Consider the following 18,668-nt stretch of genomic DNA (forward strand, 5'->3'; position numbering starts at 1 on the left):
CTTTTCGTCGCCTTGCCCGCAACGGGCCGTTCGAAATCCGCTGCCGCTAAGGCAGATTGTCCCGCATCACGATGTCGATCCTGATCTTCTCCTGTTCGTGCAGGATGGGCTCGCCACGGGCGAGCGCGAGCAGCACGCGCACGGCGGCGCGCGCCTCATGTCCCGGATTCTGCGAGATCGCGGCATCCATCACGCCCTGCAACAGCAGCCGGCGCGTCAGCGCCGTGACGTCGTGCCCGACGAACACCACCTGCTTATCGCGGCCGGCATCGCTCAACGCCTTGGCGACACCTTGTGTGCCCGCGCCGACATTATAAAGGCCGACAATGTCAGCATGCCTGCCGAGCAGCCGGGCCAGAACCTGTTCCGAACGTTCGTCCTCGTCGCGCCCTTCCAGCACCGGCAGCACGCTGAGGCCAGGGAATTCCGCCGCCATCACCTGATTGAAGCCGAAGATGCGCTCGGCATGGTCGCGCAGGCCCTGCGAGCCCGCGACGATCGCGACCTTGCCGGAGCGCTGACCGACCAGCCGCCCGACCAGCGCGCCGGCGGTGCGCCCCGCCGCGATGTTGTCGATGCCGACATAATGGTGGCGCCGCGACGACGGCACGTCCGAGACCAGCGTCACCACCTTGGTGCCGGCATCGACGAGATCGTTGATCGCGGCGCGGACGCCGGGATGATCCAGCGCCACCACGGCGACGCCGTCGTAATCGCCCGACAGCGCCTCGAGCGAGGCTGCGAGCATGGAATGATCGAACACGTCGGTTGCGACCATCTCGACACCGAGGCGGCGGGCCGAGAGCCAGGCCGACATCTCGCCGAGATAGGCCTCGATCTGCTGCATGAACGGGTTCGGCCCGGACGGCATCACGAAGGCAAAGCGGCGGGCGCGGCCGCGGGCGAGCTCTGCGGCGGCCACGTGCGGCTGGAACGCGTTGCGCTCGATCGCCGCCTTGACGCGCCGGACCGTATCGGGCCGCACGCCCGGGCGGTTGTGCAGCACACGATCCACCGTCGCGAGACTGACGCCCGCCTCGCGGGCGATGTCCTTCAGCGTCAGCGCGGCGGCGGTGAGAGTATCGGCCATGGCTGAAGGCTAGCAGAGGTTTTTTGAGGTACGCAACTCATTTTGAGGGGCGCGAAAGAATTTTCGGCCCCCGGTTGCACTGCGGCAGTCGGCCGGAGAGCTCAGCGGCCGCTCAGATCCAGCGTCAGAAACAGGCTGTTGCGGTCCTCGACATAGCCCTCGAACGGGCCGCAGAGGACGAAGCCATGCGCCTGGTACAGCGCGTGGGCCGGCTTGAAATAGTCCCACGAGCCGGTCTCGAGGCTGAGCCGCGTCAAGCCCCGCGCGCGGGCTTCACTGATGATGTGGCGGAGCATCTCGCCGCCAAAGCCGCGCCGCCGCGTGGTCTGCAGCGTGTGCATCGACTTCACCTCGCCATGGGTGGCCGAAAGCGTCTTCAGCGCGCCGGTCGCGACCAGCGTCTCGCCGTCCCAGCCGGTCCAGAACGCGACGTCGCTCGCGCGAAGGCCGGCGAGATCGAGCGCATGGGCGCTGCCCGGCGCGGTCTGCGCCCGCGCCGCCGTGACGTGATGATCGAGCAGCGCGACGACGCGCGGATCGAAAGTGTCGCCGGGACGGATCTGCATCGTCACGGCCTCACTCCGCTGGAAAGCCGCATCTGCATGAGGACCATATCGAGCCAGCGGCCGAACTTGCAGCCGACCTCCGGCATACGGCCAACCTCGGCAAAGCCGAACGAGGCGTGCAGCGCGATCGAGGCGGAATTCGAGGCCTCGATCGCGGCGACCATCGTGTGCTTGTTCAGCGCCGTGGCGCGCTCGATCAGCGCAACCATCAGGCCGCGGCCGATGCCCGCGCGATGATGCCGCTCGTCGACATAGACGGAATTCTCGACCGTGTGGCGATAGCCGGGCCAGGGACGGAAATCGCCGAAGGACGCGAAGCCGACCACATCCCTGCCCTTCATCGCGACCAGAACGGGGTAGCCGGCTTCCCGTCGCGCGCGGATCCACGCGCGCCGCGAATCGAGATCAACCGGGCCGTCGGTCCAGACCGCCGTGGTGTTGATCGCGGCATGGTTGTAGATGGCCAAAATATCTTCGGCATCCTCGAGCGTTGCGTCCCGCACGATCAGCGACATCACATTTTCCCGTAAGAAGTGCCGCGCCGCGTGATGATGACGTAGCGCGCGTCCTGTCTGGTTTCGTTCTCGAAGGTCACCGCACGCATCACGTCGAAGTCGAGACAGTCGCCGTCGCGCAAGCGAACCGTCTTGGCGTCGATATGCACGCAGACCGCGCCCTCCAGCATCAGGAGCTGCTGGGTGAAGGCGTTGCGGCCCCAGGGGCTGTAGGAGACGCGCGCGCCGGCCGGCAGGTCGACGACGATGATCTCGATGCCGCTTGCCGCATCCGGCGGCGAGGCATGGCGCCTGCGGTAGCCGCTGTCGGGATCACGCCAATGCGGCTGGTCGGCAAGCCGCATCAGCCGCTCGGGCGGCTTCTCCGCGAGTGCGACGACGTCGCTCAGCGTGACGTCGAGCGCCGCACAGAGCTTGTTGAGCAGCGCCGCCGTCGCACTGCTCTGCGCCCGCTCCACCCGCCCGATCATGGCCCGGCTGACGCCGGAGCGGCCTGCGAGTTCGTTCAACGTCATGCCCGCCTGCGTCCTCAGGGTCTTCAAGCGACGACCGATCGCACGGTCGAGTTTCTGCTGGTCCATGGTCTTCATCCGAACATTGCCCGGCCACAGACCGCACCACCCATCAGGGTGAGAGGGAGCTTAGCGCGGACGGAGGCGAACGCCGTGAGCGGCAGTCTAATATATTAGAATCTTCGCAGAGCTCGTAGGGTCGGTTAGGATGCGCCCCAATCACAAATGATCCGGAGGCGACGAGATGGGCGAGCCAACGCAACGGACGATCAAGGCCAACGGTATCAGCCTCAACGTCGCCGAGCAGGGCAAGGGGCCGATGGTGCTGCTCTGCCACGGCTTTCCGGAAGGCTGGTACTCCTGGCGGCATCAGCTCGAGGCGCTGGCGGCGGCCGGCTACCACGCGGTCGCGCCCGACATGCGCGGCTACGGCAAGAGCGACCGGCCCGAGGCGATCGACCAGTACACGATCCTCCACATGGTCGGCGATCTTGTCGGCGTACTCGACGCCTTCGAGGTGAAGGACGCCGTCATCGTCGGGCATGACTGGGGCGCGACGATCGCCTGGCACACGGCGCGCCTGCGGCCCGATCGCTTCCGCGCCGCCGCGATCCTCAGCGTGCCCTATCGGCCGCGAAGCGAGGCGCGGCCGACGAGTGTCATGCCGCAGACGGCAGATGCGCAGTTCTACCAGCTGTATTTCCAGGAGCCGGGGGTCGCCGAAGCGGAGTTCGAACGGGATCCGCGCGCAACGCTCGGCGCCATGCTCTATGGCGGTTCCGGCGAAGGGGCGGCGGCAATCCGCGCGAGCGCCGAGCGCGCCGGCAGAACCGTCGGCGTCGGCATGGTCTCGCGCAAGGACGGCATGTTGCCGAAGGTTCAGGTGCCGCTGCCGTCGTGGCTCAGCGCCACCGACCTCGACTATTACAGCGCCGAATTTGCCCGCAGCGGGTTTCGCGGGCCGCTCAACTACTACCGCAACATCGATCGCAACTGGGAGCTGATGGGGGCCTTCGAGGGCGTGAAGGTGGTGGTGCCCTCGCTCTTCATCGCCGGCGACCACGACATGGTCATCGCCTTCCCCGGCGCCGCCGAGCATCTCGCCAACATGAAGCAATTCGTGCCGCAACTGCGCGAGATCAAGATACTGCCGGGCTGTGGGCACTGGACGCAGCAGGAGCGGCCCACGGAGGTGAACGCAGCGATCGTCGAATTTTTGCGGAGCTTGCCAGGTTAGCACCCTTCTCCGCTAAAGCTTCGAAGGGCATCCTGCATCGCGTTGCCGAAGAATGGAAATCCTGCGAAGCGCCTTCGCGCGAAGCAGGATGGAGCGGGCGAAGGGAATCGAACCCTCGTATGCAGCTTGGGAAGCTGCCGTTCTACCATTGAACTACGCCCGCGGATGCGCTGCTCACGCCCGTCCTGATTAGCCGAGACGGCGCGTCTCGCCAAGCGGTTTGGCGCACCCAGCCGGACGGTTGTTAACGTCCTGGCAAGATTTTGGGTGCGCCGGATTGTGGCGGTGTTATGATCAAGCTGTCGGGGGAGTGACGTGCACTGAGTGGGGCGTGTGCATGGTGGGGCGTGGCTATACGATATTCGATACGGCCATAGGGCGCTGCGGCATCATCTGGAGCAGCACCGGCGTGGTGGCCGTGCAATTGCCGGAGGCGCGGGAGATCGACACCCGCCGCCGGATTTTCGCAGTCCATCCCGGTGCGCGCGAGCAGCAGCCTCCGCTGAATGCCGAGCTTGCGATCGAGGGCATCGTGGGCCTGCTGCAGGGCAGCGATCCCGATTTTTCCGACGTCAGCCTGGATGCCGGCGGCGTGCCCGGCTTCAACCGGCGGGTCTACGAGTACACCTGCACGATCCCGCGCGGGGAGACGCGCACCTATCACGAGATCGCCAAGGCGCTGGGGGCCTCCGGCGCGGCGCATTCGGTGGCGCAGGCGGTCGCGAAGAATCCCTACATGCTGATCGTGCCCTGCCACCGGGTGCTGGAGGCCGGCAACTACACAGACCGTCTCTCGCCCTATGGCGGGGTGATCTCCAAGCGGCGGCTGCTGGCGCTCGAGGGTGCCCATCCCGTCGCCAGCAAGACGCTGTTCGAGGTGTTGCTGCCCGTTGCCCCGCCTCGGGCGCCCACCTAGATAAGGTCGCATGGATGCGACCACGCTGCTGACGACACGCTCGATCACGGTCTCCGAGTTCCGCTGCGATGCGGGGCCGGACGACACGCCGTTCGCGGAGTGCCGCACCGGGCATTCCATCGCCTATGTCCGCTCCGGCAGTTTCGGCTGCCATTGCCGCGCCGGCTTCTTCGAACTGGTGGCAGGCTCAATTCTGGTCGGCGCCCCCGGCGAGGAATACACCTGCACGCATGAGCATGTCAGCGGCGACGTCTGCCTGGGCTTCTTCTTCAGCGAGGACCTGGTCGATGCCCTCGGGGGACGGCACGAGATCTGGAAGGTCGGCGCGACACCGCCGTTGCCCGAGCTGATGGTGCTGGGCGAGCTCGCCCAGACGGCGGCAGATGGCAACAGCGACCTGGGCCTCGACGAGATCGGCCAGATCCTCGCCGGCCGTTTCGTCGACGTCGTCTCGGGCAAGGCGCGCAAGCCAGCCACGCCCACCGCACGCGACCGCCGCCGCGCAGTCGAAGCCGCGCTGTGGATCGACGCCAACTCGCATGCCGAGGTCGACCTCGAACAGGCCGCGCGGCACGCGGGACTGAGCCCGTTCCATTTCCTGCGGCTGTTCTCGGCCGTGCTCGGCGTCACCCCGCATCAATATCTGGTGCGCTCGCGGCTGCGGCACGCCGCGCGCCTGCTCACCGAGGACGACATCGCGGTCACCGACGTCGCCTATGACGTCGGCTTCGGCGATCTCTCCAATTTCGTCCGCACCTTCCATCGCGCCGCCGGCGTGTCGCCGACGAAGTTCCGGCAGGCGTCGAAGGGCGAGCGCAGGATCTTCGGGGAACGACTCGTCCTCAACTGAGACACACGGGCCGCTTCGCCAGTAACAGTCTGTTGACCAGACGGGTGCGATGCACTGGCACTTGCGGTACCCCGCGCGGTATTACAACCGAAGGGCGATTTGGCGCTCCTTCAAGGCGGCGAGCCGGCAAATGGACAGGACCTCGATTGACGTGATTGCGGCCACGCTGATCGCGCTTGTCGTCGGCCTCGCCTTCATCGCGGGCTGTGCCGTCTATTACGGCCGCCAGATCAGCTCGCGCAGGATTCCGATGCAGTGGGACACCGACGGTCAGCCGGCCTGGTTTGCACCACGCCTCGTTGGGCTCTGGTTCAGCTTCGGCGTCACGGCGGCCCTTTCCATGTTCCTGCTCGTCCTCGCCCTTCATGCACCGCAGAAGCTCACAGCCCTGATCGTCGCGACGATCAGCGTGATTGGAACGAATATGTGGGTGCAGGTCTATCACCTGAAACGGGTGGTCCGCTGGCAGGCGGAGGCACCGGCGAACTAGCCGGGCGCCGCCATGGGACTGGTTTTGACCATCGGCGTTTTCGCGCTCTTCGTCTGGGTTACGAGGCGAGTTCACGAACAAGCCAGCGAGCATGCCGCAACCGGAATGCTGCGCTCGCCGCTGTACTGGTCGGCCGCGACGCTCACAATGACATTGCTCGGCTTGGTCCTGTACATGGTTCATCTCGGGCATCAGGGACCGATTCCATGGCTCTTCTGGCCGCTCGTAGGCATCCTGACCGTCATTATCCTGCTGCTGCGCCGCGCCTTGAAATGGCGCTACCCGGTCTAGCATCGCGATCCAACCGTTCCGCGAGATGCGCAAGATTCTCCAAGAGCGGTTTGCCCTCAATTGACTAGGTTCGTCTCCGGCCTGCGCCACGCGCGGCGCGCTTTGCAATGGAGACGAACATGTACGACCACATCGGACTTCGCGTAGCCGATCTCGATGCCGCCACGCGCTTCTACACCGCGGTGCTGGCGCCGCTCGGCTACGTCCTGTGCTCGAGCGGCGACGGCTATGCCGGCTTCGGGCCGAAGGGCGCGCCGGCGCTGTGGCTGCACCTGAACAAGGGGCGGAAGGCCGACGGCGCGCATATCGCGTTTCGCGCCGGGAATCATGACGCGGTCAAGGCGTTCCACAGCGAGGGCCTCAAGAGCGGCGGACACGACAATGGCGGCGCGGGCCCGCGCAAGGACTACAGCCCGACCTATTATGCGGCGTTTCTGATCGATCCGGACGGCAACAATGTCGAGGCGGTTTGCGTGTGAGCAAGCGCCCCACGCACGAGCATTCGTAGGGTGCCACGTGCGACGGTGCCGATGAATGGTGGGCACGGCGCGCGAAGAGCGCGCCTTTGCCCACCCTACGACCCCTTCAACCAAGGACACCTTCATGGCCTCCATCCACAACGACATTCCCCTCAACGCCTCTGCGCGCGACGTCTGGGACGCGGTGCGCGATTTCGGCGCGCTGCATCAGCGGCTGGTGCCGGGCTTCGTCACGGCCTGCACGCTCGATGGCGATGCACGCATCGTCACCTTCGCCAACGGCTCCGTCGCGCGCGAGGTGCTGGTCGATTGCAATGATGCGCGGCAGCGCCTCGTCTATGCCATCAACAACGAGCGGCTGAAGCACTACAGCGCCTCGGTGCAGGTGATCGCCGAGGGCGATGCGCTGTGCCGCCTGGTCTGGATCATCGACATGCTGCCGAACGAGCTTGCGCCGTATGTCCAGGGGCAGACGAAGGAAGCCGTCGCCGCCATGCACAAGGCGTTTCCAGCCGCGGCCGCCTGACTGACCTCTGTGACTTTTCTCACAGAGCCCTCGCCTCCTCGGCCGTAACCATGTCCGCGTGCGTCCGGTTGGCTCCGCTCTCCCGGCGAAGCCACGCACGCGAGGAGCATGCCATGAGAGGTGCGGACAAGGTGATCTGCCAGGCGGCCGTCGTGCTGCTGCTGTTCTCGGTCGCGAGCACGCCGGCGGAGGCGCAGCTCGCGGGCTTCGGTGGCGGCGGAGGCGCCGGCGGCGAGGACATGATGACCCAGATGGCGCCGATGCTGGAGATGATGAAGGCGAAGATGGGCAAGCGCCGCTTCGCCATGCTGATGCAGACCATGGGCCCGATGATGAGCCGCATGATGGAGAATGGTGGCGGCGGCTTCGGCGGCATGATGGGCGGCGGTGGCCTCGGCGGCAGCAATCTCGGCGGCGGCTTTGGTGCGCCCAATTATGGCGGCTACAGCCCGATGGGCGGAGGCGGCTATATGCCAACGGGCATGGGCGGCGGCGACATCATGGGCATGCTCGGCGGCACCAGTGGCGGCGACATGATGGCGATGATCCCGCAGCTGATGCGGCTCGCCAATGTCGGCGGCGGTGGCGGCCATCGCCGCCACAAGCATCGCTAATCCGCGACGCCTGAGAGAGCCGGCCTGATCGCGGGCTTGCTCTTGCGCGGTCCCCAGCGCGTCAGCACCACGCTGGAGCACGACAGCAGGCCGAGCACGACCATCGAGCTCGCGGCCAGCCAGAAGAAGCTCTGCGCGGTCGCCTCATGTGTCGACAGCCACCAGCCGGTCGCCGAGATGTAGATCAGCCGCGCGGTCTGCGCCAGCACCGGGCCGATCACCTTGGCCGCGCCTTGCGAGGAGAAATACATCGTCGAGGCGAGCCCGATGAAGGCGTAGAACGGCGCCACCGTCGACAGATATTGGTGACTGGCCGCGCGGACGGTCGCGCTGTCGGTGAAGATGTTGACCCAGAGATCGGGGAAGAGCGCGACTAGGCACGCCGGCGCACCGACGGCGACGAATGCGCTCGCACCCGCGATCCAGGCAATGCGCCGGGCGCGCGCGATGCGGCCGGCGCCGACGGCCATGCCGACCATCGGCACCGAGGCGATGCCGAACGAGAACGCGATCGAGGTCAGCAGGAATTCGAGCCGCGCACCGATGCCGTAGCCGGCGAGGATCGCGGTACCGAACTTCGCCAGCATGTGGGTGAAGATCGAGATCGTCAGCACCGATTGCAGCGGCGAGAAGCAGGCGATGGCGCCGACCTTCAGGATGTCGAAGAACATGGCCCACTGGATGCGCAGGCCGCGCAGCTTCGGGACGACGCGCGCGCGGCCCGAGAACAGGTACCAGCCCATGACGCCGATGTTCATGCAATAGGCGATCAGCGCACCGGCCGCGACGCCGCGCATGCCGAACTGCGGCACCGGTCCGAGTCCGAGACCCAGCGTGCCGCCGAGCACGATCTGCCAGGCCGCGGAGTTGAGGATCAGGAACGAGGGCAGCCTCATATTGCCTGTGCCGCGCAGCACGCCCGCCATGGTGTTGAGCAGCCAGGGCAGCACGGCGCCGCCGAAAAACACCTGCGTGTAGGCGATCGCGTGCGTCAGCACATCGCCGCGGCCGCCGAGCATCTCGAGCACCTTGGGCCCGAAGATCAGCATGCCCAGCATGAAGACGAGACCGAACGTGATGCCGATCAGCAGCGCATGCGCGGCGAGCGTGCCGGCGCGCTCGCGGTCGCCGGCGCCGAGCGCGCGTGCGATGGCGGAGGCCACCGCGCCGCCCATCGCGCCGCCCGACATCGTCATGGTCAGGATCACGGTCGGGAACACCAGCGCCATCGCGGCCAGCGCCTCGACGCCGAGCCGGCCGATATAGGAGGTCTCCGCGATCACCGTGCAGGTGCCGGCCGAGAGCGCGATCACGTTCGGCCAGGCAAGCCCGAGCAGCGTGCGCAGGATCGGCCCGTCCATCAGCGCGCTCCTCACCGGCCGCGGAGGCGGCGGGCGCTCTTGTTCATCGACCGGGATTTCGGCGATGTCGGACATGTCCTCTCCCGGGCACGAGCGCCATTTGCGGCGCGGCAATGACTAGATGTGCCAATGAATTTCTTCGCGCAGAAGGCGCAGCGAGAGGCTTGTTAGCACGGCAATTGCCGATTCCTCCTGCGCCTGATGCAGGCGTGCCCTGCGGCAGCGCATTTCAGCCCGTGGAATTGCGGTCTCTCGTCTCCCTCTCCCCGTTCTTACGGGGAGAGGGTTGGGGTGAGGGGCCGCGTCCGCGAAAACGATGCGAGTTGGACTCGCGGAGAGTCCCCCTCACCCGGATTGCATCTTCGATGCAATCCGGCCTCTCCCCGCACGCGGGGAGAGGCGAAGTGGCCGCGCCGTTCTCGTCACCCAATCGTCCAGACCAGCGGCGGACGGCCGCCTGCGGCCGGGCGCATGCGGATGCCGATATGCCGGCCGCAGCCGGCAGCCAATCCCTCGAACAATCCCTCCAGCACCTTGGCGCAGGCGCGGTGACAATCAGCGACGTCGTCCATCAGCTTCCAGCTCTGCTGGCGGATTTCGAAGGTGCCTTCGGACTGCGTCATCTCAGCATTGTCGTCCTGGGCAGCGAACAGCGCGTTCAGGAACGATGCGAATTCCCTCGCGCCGCCGCGGCTCGTCGCGAGTGCGGCCGCGGCCTCGTCGAAATACTGCATCCCGATCAGCTTGCCGGTGAGATGCAGCAGATAACCGGCGTCCTCCGGGCCGAACAGCTGCACCATCACGGGCGCGGCGGTGCGGACATATTCCATCGCATAGTTGCGATAGGCTTTTTCAAGCCGCGGTTTCGGCCAGCTCGCGACCGGCAGCGCCGGCGCGGTCTTCGCATCGAACGGCGGCGCTTCCAGATGCCGCGCGAACACCAGGCGCTGGTCGAGTTCGAGCGGATGGTCGTATTGATGATAATAGCCTTCGAGCCCGTCCTGGCCGTCGACGCTCTGCTTGGTGCAGACGAAGCCGAGGTGAAGATCTCCGAGCGCAACCCCGTTATTGGCGTGCCAGCCGCGCAGCATCGCGCGTGAGACTTCGCCCGGCACGCCGCAGATCGCGGTGCCCTTCCAGATCCAGCGCGGCGGCGGATAGCGGATCCAGGCCTTGACGTCGCTCTCATACATGTATTCGACATGCACGCCGCCGAGCCAGTTGGAGAGGTAGTGATATTGCGCAGCCGCGACCGCCGGCGGCAGATGGCTGAGCCCGAGCTTTTCCAGCCCCGGCAGGAAGCGCTCCTGCTGCTGACGGCGGAACACGCGGAAGACGAACTCCGCGGCATCCGCGGTGCCGCGCCGCGTGACGACGGTGAGGATAAGGCCGGTGAAATAGGCGTGATAGAGATCGGCGACCGCGCGCCAGCGCTTCCATTGGGCTTCCTGCGCGGAGTCAGCTGCGGCGGTCATGTTCGCTCCCGGCTTGTTGTTTTACGGGAGTGTGTCATCGCGGCTGGGGCGGCGCAACCAGCCACAGACTCGGTGTCATCGCCCGGCGAAGACCGGGCGATCCAGTATTCCAGAGACAGTTATGATTGAATCGAGACGCCGCGGCGTACTGGATGCCCCGGTCGAGCCGGGGCATGACAGTTGGAGATGTCGCTACACCCGAAAATGTTTCGAGAGCTTCAAGCCCTGCGCCTGGTAGTTCGAGCCGATGCGTTGGCCGTACATCGCGTCGGGGCGGGCGAGCATCTTCTCGTAGACGAGGCGGCCAACGATCTGGCCGTGCTCGAGGATGAACGGCACCTCGCGCGAGCGCACCTCCAGCACGGCGCGCGATCCCAACCCGCCGGCACCGGCATAGCCGAAGCCGGGATCGAAGAAGCCGGCATAGTGCACGCGGAATTCGCCGACCAGCGGATCAAAGGGCACCATCTCGGCTGCAAAGTCGGGTGGCACCTGCACGGCCTCTTTCGAGGCGAGGATGTAGAACTCGCCGGGATCGAGGATCAGGCTGCCGTCGGGCCGGGCCGAGATCGGCTCCCAGAAGTCCTCGACGGAATAGCCGGAGCGGCGATCGACATCGACGACGCCGGTGTGGCGCTTGGCACGGTAGCCGACGAAGCCGCTCGCCTTCTCGCCGGAGAGATCGACGGAGACGGCGACGCCGCCGGCCAGATCGGCATCGTCGATGTCGACGAGGCGCTCGGACGCATGCAGCGCATCGAGCTCGTCGGCATTGAGGATGGCGTCACCGGTGCGGAAGCGCACCTGCGACAGGCGCGAGCCCTCGCGCACCAGCACCGGAAATGTCTTCGGGCTGATCTCGGCATAGAGCGGGCCGTGATAGCCGGCGCCGATCATGTCGAAGCGGCGGGTGCCGTCGGCGATCACGCGGGTGAAGACGTCGAGGCGGCCGGTGGAGCTCTTGGGGTTCGCAGCCGCGACGATCTCCGGCGGCAGCGCCAGGCTCTCGAGCAGCGGCACGATGTAGACGCAGTTGGTTTCCAGCACCGCGCCGTCGGCAAGGCTGAACTCGTGCAGCTTCAATTCGTCGATGCGCTCGGCCACCGTGGCGCCGGGACCAGGCAGGAAGCTGGCGCGGACGCGATAGGCGATGTCACCGAGGCGGAGGTCGAGGCTCGCCGGCTGGATCTGGCTTTCGACGAAATCGTATGCGGGCAGGATGAGGCCCGCCTCCGCCATCGCCGCGATCATGCGGTCGGGCAGGATACCATTGGCGTCGGCGGCGATCGTGAAGCTCAACCGGGGGTCCTCGTCAGGGGTCAAACGCATCCGGACGTGCGGGAAATACTAGCCTTTTACGGCTATCCGATGGACGCCTTGACGGAAAGGCCATTGCGGAATATGAGCATCACTTATCCCGTGGTGATTTGAGCCGGCCGGCTTGCAGCCACGTTAAATAAGTCGCTAAACAGGCCGGGGACCTCTGTGATCCCGGCCCGTGGATATATCCAGGCCGGTTTTTTTGTGACCGTTTTCGACGAGACGGTCATGTCGGAGGTACCTATGTCGAAGTCGCCTGCCACTTACCGTCCCGAAACCCGCCTGGTCCATTCCGGCACCCTGCGCTCGCAATTCGGCGAGACGTCGGAGGCGCTGTTCCTGACCCAGGGCTACGTCTACAACAGCGCCGAGGAGTGCGAGGCGCGGTTCAAGGGCGAGGATCCCGGCTTCATCTATTCGCGTTATTCGAACCCGACCATCTCGATGTTCGAGCGCCGCATGATCGAGCTAGAAGGCGCCGAAGCGGCGCGTTCGGCGGCGACCGGCATGGCCGCTGTGACGACCGCGATCCTGGCGCCGCTGAAGACCGGCGACCACGTGGTCGCCTCCCGCGCGCTGTTCGGCTCGTGCCTCTACGTCATTCAGGATCTGTTGCCGCGCTACGGCATCGAAACCACGCTGGTCGACGGCCTCGATCTCGACCAGTGGCAGCGGGCCTTGCGGCCGAACACCAAGACGTTCTTCCTGGAGAGCCCGACCAACCCGACGCTCGACGTGCTCGACATCCCCGGCATCGCCGAGATCGCGCACAAGGGCGGCGCGCGGCTCGTCGTCGACAACGTGTTTGCGACGCCGATCTGGCAGAGCCCGCTCGCGCTCGGGGCCGACGTCGTGGTCTATTCCGCGACCAAGCACATCGACGGCCAGGGCCGCTGCCTCGGCGGCATCATCCTGTCGTCGGAAGCCTTCGTCGCCGAGCACCTCCACAATTTCATGCGCCAGACCGGGCCGTCGATCTCGCCGTTCAACGCCTGGGTCTTGCTTAAGGGCCTGGAGACGCTGGCCGTGCGCGTGCGCGCGCAGACCGACACCGCGGCAAGCGTTGCGGAAGTGCTGGCCGGCCATCCGAAGATCTCGCGATTGATCTATCCCGGCCGCGCCGATCATCCGCAGGCAGCGCTGGTGAAGAAGCAGATGCGCGGCGGCTCGACGCTGGTCGGCTTCGAGGTCAAGGGCGGCAAGGCGGCCGCGTTCCGCGTGCTCAACGAGCTCAAGCTTGCGAAGATCTCGAACAATCTCGGCGACGCCAAGAGCCTCGTCACCCATCCGGCGACCACGACGCATCAGCGCCTGAAGCCGGAAGACCGCGCCGCGCTCGGCATCAGCGAGGGCTTCATCCGCTTCTCCGCGGGGCTGGAGCATGCGGACGATCTGATCGAGGATCTGACGGCGGCGCTGGAGAAGGCGTGAGGCGATCGAGCTCCGTAGGGTGGGCAAAGCGAAGCGTGCCCACCATTCACCACCGAGCTGGCGATAGATGGTGGGCACGGCGCGCGAAGAGCGCGCCTTTGCCCACCCTACGGCTACGCAGCCGAACTACATCGGCCGGTACGCCCGCACGTCCCCGGGCACGTTGACCCCGAGCTTGATCTGGCCGACGGAGCGGATGATGTCGTCGCCGAGGAGCTGGGCAAAGCAGGCGTAGCCCCAATCGTTCATATGCAGGCCGTCGGCAATCACGAAGCTCTCGACCGGGATCGATTGATTCTCGTGCCAGTCGCGCATCACCTCGAAGCGCGGGAAGATGCCGACGTGACGGAGCTCGGCGACCTTGCCGAGCAGCTTCACCATCTTGCCGGCACTCTCCTTGCGCTGGTTGACGGCCGGCGAATATTGCGGATCGACCAGCACGATATCGGCACCGCCGGCGGCCTGGATGCGGGCGATGCCGTCCTCGACCATCTTGGCGGTGTCGCCGGGATCGAGATTGCGCAGCACGGCGTTGGTGCCGACCTGCCAGATCACCATGTCCGGATGCACGTCGATCACCTCCTTCTGGAGGCGCTTCATCATCTCGGGCGCGTCCTCGCCGCCGACGCCGGCATTGATGACGGTGATGTCCGCGGTCGGATATTGCCGGCGCAGCTGCGCCGCAAGACGGTTCGGATAATTGAAATCGGGCGAGCTTGCGCCGTAGCCGGCGGTCGACGACGAGCCGAACGCGACGATCACGACAGGCTTGCCGGCGACGAGCTTGCTTGCGACATGCGGCAGCGACCCCATCGCCTTCGCGCCGCCCTTCGGCGGCAGGCAGGGGACGCGGTTGAAGACATCACCGGCGGATTTCGCGACCTGCTTCACCTTGTCGATGGCGCGCGCGGTGATGCTGCGCTGTTCGGGAGACGTCGCGGCGACGGTGGTCTGGGAGGGCGATGCCGGAGCGGGATTAGCGGCCTGCGCGGGCGCGGGCGTTGCCTGCGCCTGCGCGCGCGACTGCGAAACAGGAGTCAGCAACAGCAGCGCCGCCGCCACGGGTGCAGCCAGCCATGACGTCAGGCAAAAAGGGCGGATAGAACTCATTAACACTAGACCTCAATTTTGCTGCTGGGCCGGCCCCAGATGGGCTGCGTCGATCACGAACTGTGCCAACGCCCGGCCAAGGCAATCGTGGACCTGTTTCGCGAGCTCAGGCCCGCGGGACGGGCTGAACAGGTCGAACTGACCCTGATCATTCCACTGCCGCATGATCGCGAAACGGTCGAACAGCGGGATGTCGTGCTCCTGTGCCACCACCCGCATATTGTCGAGATAGGGCGGCACCGAGATCATGGTTTCGGTACGCGGGCTGTACTGCAAGTTCATCAACACGACGTCAGCCCCTGCATTTTGCAATGCGGAAACCCCTCCGGTCACCGCACCGCGAAAATCGTCGGGATCGATTGCTCGGATAGCATCCACGGTCCCGGTCTGCCAGATGACCAAAGTAGGCCTTTTTGCTTCCATCAGCTTAACGAAGCTGGCGGCCGCCTCCTCTGCCGTCTTCTTGCTCTGTATTTCTACGGAGACGTGCACAACTTCCGATGGCGACAGCTTGTCCTTCAAAATGACCTGCATGCGTGCCGGATAGGAAGCGTCCTCGGAGGCCGGAATCGTGGTCGAACGGCTGCCGATGACCAGGATTTCGAGCGGTTTGCCGGCCTTGATGGCGTCGGCGACCTTGGGAAGCTGGCTTTCGCTGGTGAGCAGATAGGACGGCAATTCGCAGGCTGCGGGCGCGGCCGGAGCGGGCGGCGCAGCATCCTCCGCGCGCGCCGACGGCGCGGCGAGGCCACCGCATAGCAGGATCAGGCTCAGGAGAACCTTCGCCTTCATCAGCCCCCTCCCGCCAGATCGGCGTTGCCGACGGCGTTCTTGGTTTTCGCACCGCTCTTGTCAGCTACGCGCTTGTACCACGAAATCACCCAGGCCACGCCCCACATGATCAGGATTCCGGAGAGACTAATCACCGCATGCATGACGGCGCCGCCGGAGACCTCGGCCAGGATGAAATGACCGGCGAAGGCCAGGAAGACGCCGAGGCAGAAGATCTCCAGGGAATGCGAGCCGCACAGGATCAGCGGCCGCAGCCAGGGCGATTTCAGGCCCGGCCAGTCGCGCGGCAGGAAGCGCACGGTGAGCGCTGCCAGCGCCAGGAAATGCGTGAAGCGCAGCACGTCGAGGTCGGTCTTGTCGATCGGATACATCCACTGCTCGAGCCGCTTCGGCATCAGATGCGAGAGCTGCGGCACATACCAGGTCAGCGTCACGTAGAACGCCGCGACGATATAGGCGATCGCGATCCACATCGTCACCGGTGAAGCCAGAATACGCGACATGCGCCGCGCACCTCCGAGCGCACACCATGCACCGAAGACGAAAAGCAATTGCCAGGCCAGCGGATTGAACGCCCAGAAGCCGTTCGGATAGGCGGAGAAGTAGAGGTCGTATTCCCAGGTGACCGCGTAGAGCACGACCGAGAGGCCGAGCGTGACATCGGGCTTCCACTTCATCGACCACAGGATCAAAGGCAGCGCCAGCATCAGCACGATGTAGAGCGGCAGCACGTCCATGTTGACGGGACGGAAGCGCAACAGCAGCGCCTGCACGATGGTGACGTCGGGCTGCTTGAGAAAGTCCATGATGCCCATCTCTTCAGTGTAGAGCGGGTTCTCGAAGCTGGTCGCGACGTAGGAGATCTCGGCGAGGAAGATCGTGAACAGGAAGACGTGGGCAACATAGATCTGCCAGACCCGGCGCATGATGCGCGCGGTGGCGATGACGACGCCGCTCTCCAGCATCGCGCGGCCGTAGACGAAGGCGGCGGTGTAGCCGGAGATGAAGATGAAGATCTCGGTGGCGTCGCTGAAGCCGTAATTGCGGATCGTGAACCAGGTCAAAAGACTCGACGGCAGATGGTCGATGAAGATCAGCCACAGCGCGAGGCCGCGGAACAGGTCGAGCCGGAGCTCGCGCTCGCCGATGGCGGGCAGCGAGATGGCCGGCGCGGCCGCACGCGGCTTTGCATCCGCAGGCTTGGCCCCCGCGATCGTCGATCCCGTCACTTGGTCCGCAATGGTCATCGGGGCCTGGAAACCCTCACACAAATCGCGACGTTATAAGGATTGTACCGGTCCGGCCGTCGTCTCGCAAAGCGGCCGGATCACATAAGGGTGTCTTTCTTTGGGGTGTCTTTCTCCGCGAATTCTGGCGGGACGATGTCGCGAAAGCCGCTTGCGGCGTTTGGTTCCCGGCCGGGTTTTCGTTATGATGGCAGCCATGTACCGCGCCGTGACCCGCCAGATCGAAGTGACCGTCGAGCCGAACTTTGTTCCGGAACAGTCGTCGGCCGACCGCTCCCGCTACTTCTGGTCCTACACCATCGTCATCACCAATTCGGGCGAGGAGACCGTGCAGCTCAAGACGCGGCACTGGATCATCACCGACGCCACCGGCCGCCAGCAGGAGGTGAAGGGCGAGGGCGTGGTCGGCGAGCAGCCGACCCTGGCCCCCGGCGAGCGCTTCGAATACACCTCCGGCGTGCCGCTCTCGACCGCCTCCGGCTTCATGACCGGCCGCTACCAGATGGTCAGCGAAAGCGGCGAACGCTTCGAGATCGACGTGCCGACGTTTTCGCTGGATAGCCCGGACAACAAGCGGGTGTTGAACTAGGGGCGGGGCCGTGGGGTGGGCAAAGCGAAGCGGGCCCACCATTTCGGTGGTGACGCAGAAAGATGGTGGGCACGCTTACGCTTTGCCCACCCTACGATGTCCGAGCACTTGGCAGGCTGCTTCCCCGTCGTCATTGTGAGCGCAGCGAAGCAATCCAGACGGCCACTGCGGAAAGACTCTGGATTGCTTCGCTGCGCTGGCAATGACGGAGGATAGAGTTACGCGTCCTCCACGCCCGCCTCATCGGGCGTGAAATCGTACACCGACGAGCAGAACTCGCAGGTGACAACGACCTTGTCGTCCTTGACCATCGCGGCGCGATCGTCCGGCGAGAAGCTCTTCAGCATCGCGGCGACCGCATCGCGCGAGCAGGAGCATTGCGCCTTCAGGACCAGCGGCTTGAATACGCGCACGCCACGCTCGTGGAAGAGGCGGTAGAGCAGCCGCTCGCCGGACAGTTCCGGATCGATCAGCTCGACGTCCTCGACGGTCTCGACCAGCGAGCGCGCCTCGACCCAGGCGTCATCTTCGGCGACGGCGTGCACTTCGGCGCCCTCGGGCGCATCGCCGGGATGCAAGTCCGCCTGCCGCGCGCGCTCCGGCGCCTTCGGCAGAAACTGCATCAACATGCCGCCGGCGCGCCAGCGATGCCTGCCGCCGTCGTTCGAGCGCCACTCCTCGCCGACCGCAAGACGCACGCGCGTCGGGATCTGCTCGGAGCGCAGGAAATATTCGTGGGCGGCGTCTTCGAGGCTGCCGCCGTCGAGCGCGACCAGACCCTGGTAGCGGCTCATGTCGGGGCCCTGGTCGATGGTCATGGCGAGATGGCCGCGGCCGAGCAGCGCGCCGGAATCCTTCGCCGTGCCCAGGCGCGAGGCGTCAAATCGGGCATAGGCGCGAAGCTGGTCCGGCGCCTTGTAGTCCACCACCAGGAACGACACCGGGCCGTCGGTCTGGGCCTGGAGGATGAAGCGACCCTCGAATTTCAGCGCCGAGCCGAGCAGCGTCGTCAGCACGATGGCCTCGCCGAGCAGCTTGCCGACGGGCGCGGGATAATCGTGCTTGGTCAGGATGTCGTCGAGCGCCGGACCGAGCCGCACCAGCCGGCCGCGCACGTCGAGCGCGTCGACCTCGTAGGGCAGCACGGCGTCGTCGATCGGAACCGCTGATGGTGCGCGAACCGGGCCTTCTGGCCTGGTTTTCATGTCAGGGGATTGGGAATCCATGGCCGTCTATCTGGGGTCGGTGGGTGGGAAA

Annotated in this window: 21 protein-coding genes, 1 tRNA gene and 1 riboswitch; of the genes, 10 read left to right on the forward strand and 12 right to left on the reverse strand. The window is 65.8% G+C overall.

The features are described from left to right. Nucleotides 1-46: 46 nt before the first annotated feature. From AB5K84_RS41560 to AB5K84_RS41575, 4 genes are all read right to left on the reverse strand, one after another. A complete protein-coding gene (locus tag AB5K84_RS41560; protein WP_011083937.1) occupies nt 47-1,090 on the reverse strand; it encodes a LacI family DNA-binding transcriptional regulator in 1,044 nt (347 codons plus the stop codon). A 101-nt stretch (nt 1,091-1,191) separates the two neighbouring features. Continuing rightward, a complete protein-coding gene (locus AB5K84_RS41565; protein ID WP_038965264.1) occupies nt 1,192-1,656 on the reverse strand; it encodes a GNAT family N-acetyltransferase in 465 nt (154 codons plus the stop codon). Between the two features lie 2 nt (nt 1,657-1,658). Then, entirely contained in the window at nt 1,659-2,171 is a 513-nt protein-coding gene (locus tag AB5K84_RS41570; protein ID WP_162494049.1) for a GNAT family N-acetyltransferase, read from the reverse strand. Beyond that, nucleotides 2,171-2,752 (reverse strand): helix-turn-helix domain-containing protein, encoded by a 582-nt coding sequence (locus AB5K84_RS41575; protein ID WP_063921603.1) that lies wholly within the window; start codon nt 2,750-2,752, stop codon nt 2,171-2,173. Before AB5K84_RS41575 ends, AB5K84_RS41570 begins: the two co-directional genes overlap by 1 nt. A 175-nt stretch (nt 2,753-2,927) precedes the next feature. Here AB5K84_RS41575 and AB5K84_RS41580 point away from each other — a divergent pair, with 175 nt between their 5' ends. Then, nucleotides 2,928-3,920 (forward strand): alpha/beta fold hydrolase, encoded by a 993-nt coding sequence (locus AB5K84_RS41580; protein ID WP_011083933.1) that lies wholly within the window; start codon nt 2,928-2,930, stop codon nt 3,918-3,920. A gap of 89 nt (nt 3,921-4,009) precedes the next feature. Here AB5K84_RS41580 and AB5K84_RS41585 read toward each other — a convergent pair. Continuing rightward, nucleotides 4,010-4,083, reverse strand: a tRNA-Gly gene (locus tag AB5K84_RS41585). A gap of 174 nt (nt 4,084-4,257) precedes the next feature. On the opposite strand from AB5K84_RS41585, the gene AB5K84_RS41590 reads away from it, so the two are divergent. The 7 genes from AB5K84_RS41590 (at nt 4,258) to AB5K84_RS41620 (ending at nt 8,086) form a co-directional block, all read left to right on the forward strand. Then, on the forward strand, nt 4,258-4,836 hold the full coding sequence (locus AB5K84_RS41590; protein WP_011083932.1) for a methylated-DNA--[protein]-cysteine S-methyltransferase: 579 nt from the start codon (nt 4,258-4,260) through the stop codon (nt 4,834-4,836). 10 nt (nt 4,837-4,846) lie between these two features. Further along, entirely contained in the window at nt 4,847-5,686 is an 840-nt protein-coding gene (locus AB5K84_RS41595; RefSeq protein WP_011083931.1) for a helix-turn-helix transcriptional regulator, read from the forward strand. A gap of 130 nt (nt 5,687-5,816) precedes the next feature. After that, nucleotides 5,817-6,176 carry a hypothetical protein gene (locus AB5K84_RS41600; RefSeq protein WP_038965259.1) on the forward strand — a complete coding sequence of 120 codons (360 nt, stop codon included), beginning with the start codon at nt 5,817-5,819 and terminating at the stop codon, nt 6,174-6,176. A 12-nt stretch (nt 6,177-6,188) separates the two neighbouring features. Next, nucleotides 6,189-6,467, forward strand: coding sequence for a hypothetical protein (locus AB5K84_RS41605; RefSeq protein ID WP_011083930.1), 279 nt, complete (start codon nt 6,189-6,191; stop codon nt 6,465-6,467). A 119-nt stretch (nt 6,468-6,586) separates the two neighbouring features. Beyond that, complete coding sequence (locus AB5K84_RS41610) at nt 6,587-6,946, forward strand: VOC family protein (protein WP_038965261.1); 360 nt, start codon at nt 6,587-6,589, stop codon at nt 6,944-6,946. Between the two features lie 124 nt (nt 6,947-7,070). Continuing rightward, the gene (locus tag AB5K84_RS41615; RefSeq protein WP_038965260.1) at nt 7,071-7,472 is read left to right on the forward strand and encodes an SRPBCC family protein; all 402 of its coding nucleotides are present in this window, start codon (nt 7,071-7,073) and stop codon (nt 7,470-7,472) included. A 113-nt stretch (nt 7,473-7,585) separates the two neighbouring features. Further along, complete coding sequence (locus AB5K84_RS41620; RefSeq protein ID WP_038965258.1) at nt 7,586-8,086, forward strand: hypothetical protein; 501 nt, start codon at nt 7,586-7,588, stop codon at nt 8,084-8,086. Here the strand turns inward: AB5K84_RS41620 and AB5K84_RS41625 are convergent. The 3 genes from AB5K84_RS41625 to AB5K84_RS41635 form a co-directional block, all read right to left on the reverse strand. Further along, on the reverse strand, nt 8,083-9,522 hold the full coding sequence (locus tag AB5K84_RS41625) for an MATE family efflux transporter (protein WP_011083927.1): 1,440 nt from the start codon (nt 9,520-9,522) through the stop codon (nt 8,083-8,085). The two genes, AB5K84_RS41620 and AB5K84_RS41625, sit on opposite strands and share 4 nt — an antisense overlap. A gap of 347 nt (nt 9,523-9,869) precedes the next feature. After that, a complete protein-coding gene (locus AB5K84_RS41630) occupies nt 9,870-10,922 on the reverse strand; it encodes a hypothetical protein (RefSeq protein ID WP_011083926.1) in 1,053 nt (350 codons plus the stop codon). Between the two features lie 192 nt (nt 10,923-11,114). Beyond that, nucleotides 11,115-12,251 carry a 2'-deoxycytidine 5'-triphosphate deaminase gene (locus AB5K84_RS41635; protein ID WP_011083925.1) on the reverse strand — a complete coding sequence of 379 codons (1,137 nt, stop codon included), beginning with the start codon at nt 12,249-12,251 and terminating at the stop codon, nt 11,115-11,117. 80 nt (nt 12,252-12,331) lie between these two features. Then, nucleotides 12,332-12,411, forward strand: a riboswitch (SAM riboswitch). Between the two features lie 74 nt (nt 12,412-12,485). Here AB5K84_RS41635 and AB5K84_RS41640 point away from each other — a divergent pair. Further along, entirely contained in the window at nt 12,486-13,673 is a 1,188-nt protein-coding gene (locus tag AB5K84_RS41640; protein ID WP_038965254.1) for an O-succinylhomoserine sulfhydrylase, read from the forward strand. Nucleotides 13,674-13,799: 126 nt separating this feature from the next. Here AB5K84_RS41640 and AB5K84_RS41645 read toward each other — a convergent pair whose 3' ends face one another. Genes AB5K84_RS41645 through AB5K84_RS41655 form a run of 3 tightly spaced genes read right to left on the reverse strand, consistent with a single transcriptional unit; the run spans nt 13,800 to nt 16,822 of the window. Beyond that, nucleotides 13,800-14,783, reverse strand: a complete 984-nt coding sequence (locus AB5K84_RS41645) for an SGNH/GDSL hydrolase family protein (RefSeq protein WP_038965253.1) — start codon at nt 14,781-14,783, stop codon at nt 13,800-13,802. A gap of 12 nt (nt 14,784-14,795) precedes the next feature. After that, nucleotides 14,796-15,575 carry an SGNH/GDSL hydrolase family protein gene (locus AB5K84_RS41650; RefSeq protein ID WP_011083922.1) on the reverse strand — a complete coding sequence of 260 codons (780 nt, stop codon included), beginning with the start codon at nt 15,573-15,575 and terminating at the stop codon, nt 14,796-14,798. Beyond that, on the reverse strand, nt 15,575-16,822 hold the full coding sequence (locus tag AB5K84_RS41655; protein ID WP_011083921.1) for an OpgC domain-containing protein: 1,248 nt from the start codon (nt 16,820-16,822) through the stop codon (nt 15,575-15,577). The genes AB5K84_RS41650 and AB5K84_RS41655 overlap by 1 nt, the downstream gene beginning before the upstream one ends. A gap of 196 nt (nt 16,823-17,018) precedes the next feature. Here AB5K84_RS41655 and apaG point away from each other — a divergent pair, with 196 nt between their 5' ends. Then, a complete protein-coding gene (gene apaG, locus AB5K84_RS41660) occupies nt 17,019-17,411 on the forward strand; it encodes a Co2+/Mg2+ efflux protein ApaG (protein WP_028172741.1) in 393 nt (130 codons plus the stop codon). Nucleotides 17,412-17,629: 218 nt separating this feature from the next. Here apaG and AB5K84_RS41665 read toward each other — a convergent pair whose 3' ends face one another. Further along, a complete protein-coding gene (locus AB5K84_RS41665) occupies nt 17,630-18,637 on the reverse strand; it encodes an Hsp33 family molecular chaperone (RefSeq protein WP_011083919.1) in 1,008 nt (335 codons plus the stop codon). Nucleotides 18,638-18,668 lie beyond the last annotated feature (31 nt).

The sequence above is a fragment of the Bradyrhizobium sp. 1200_D9_N1_1 genome (assembly GCF_052075915.1).
GTDB lineage: Bacteria > Pseudomonadota > Alphaproteobacteria > Rhizobiales > Xanthobacteraceae > Bradyrhizobium > Bradyrhizobium diazoefficiens.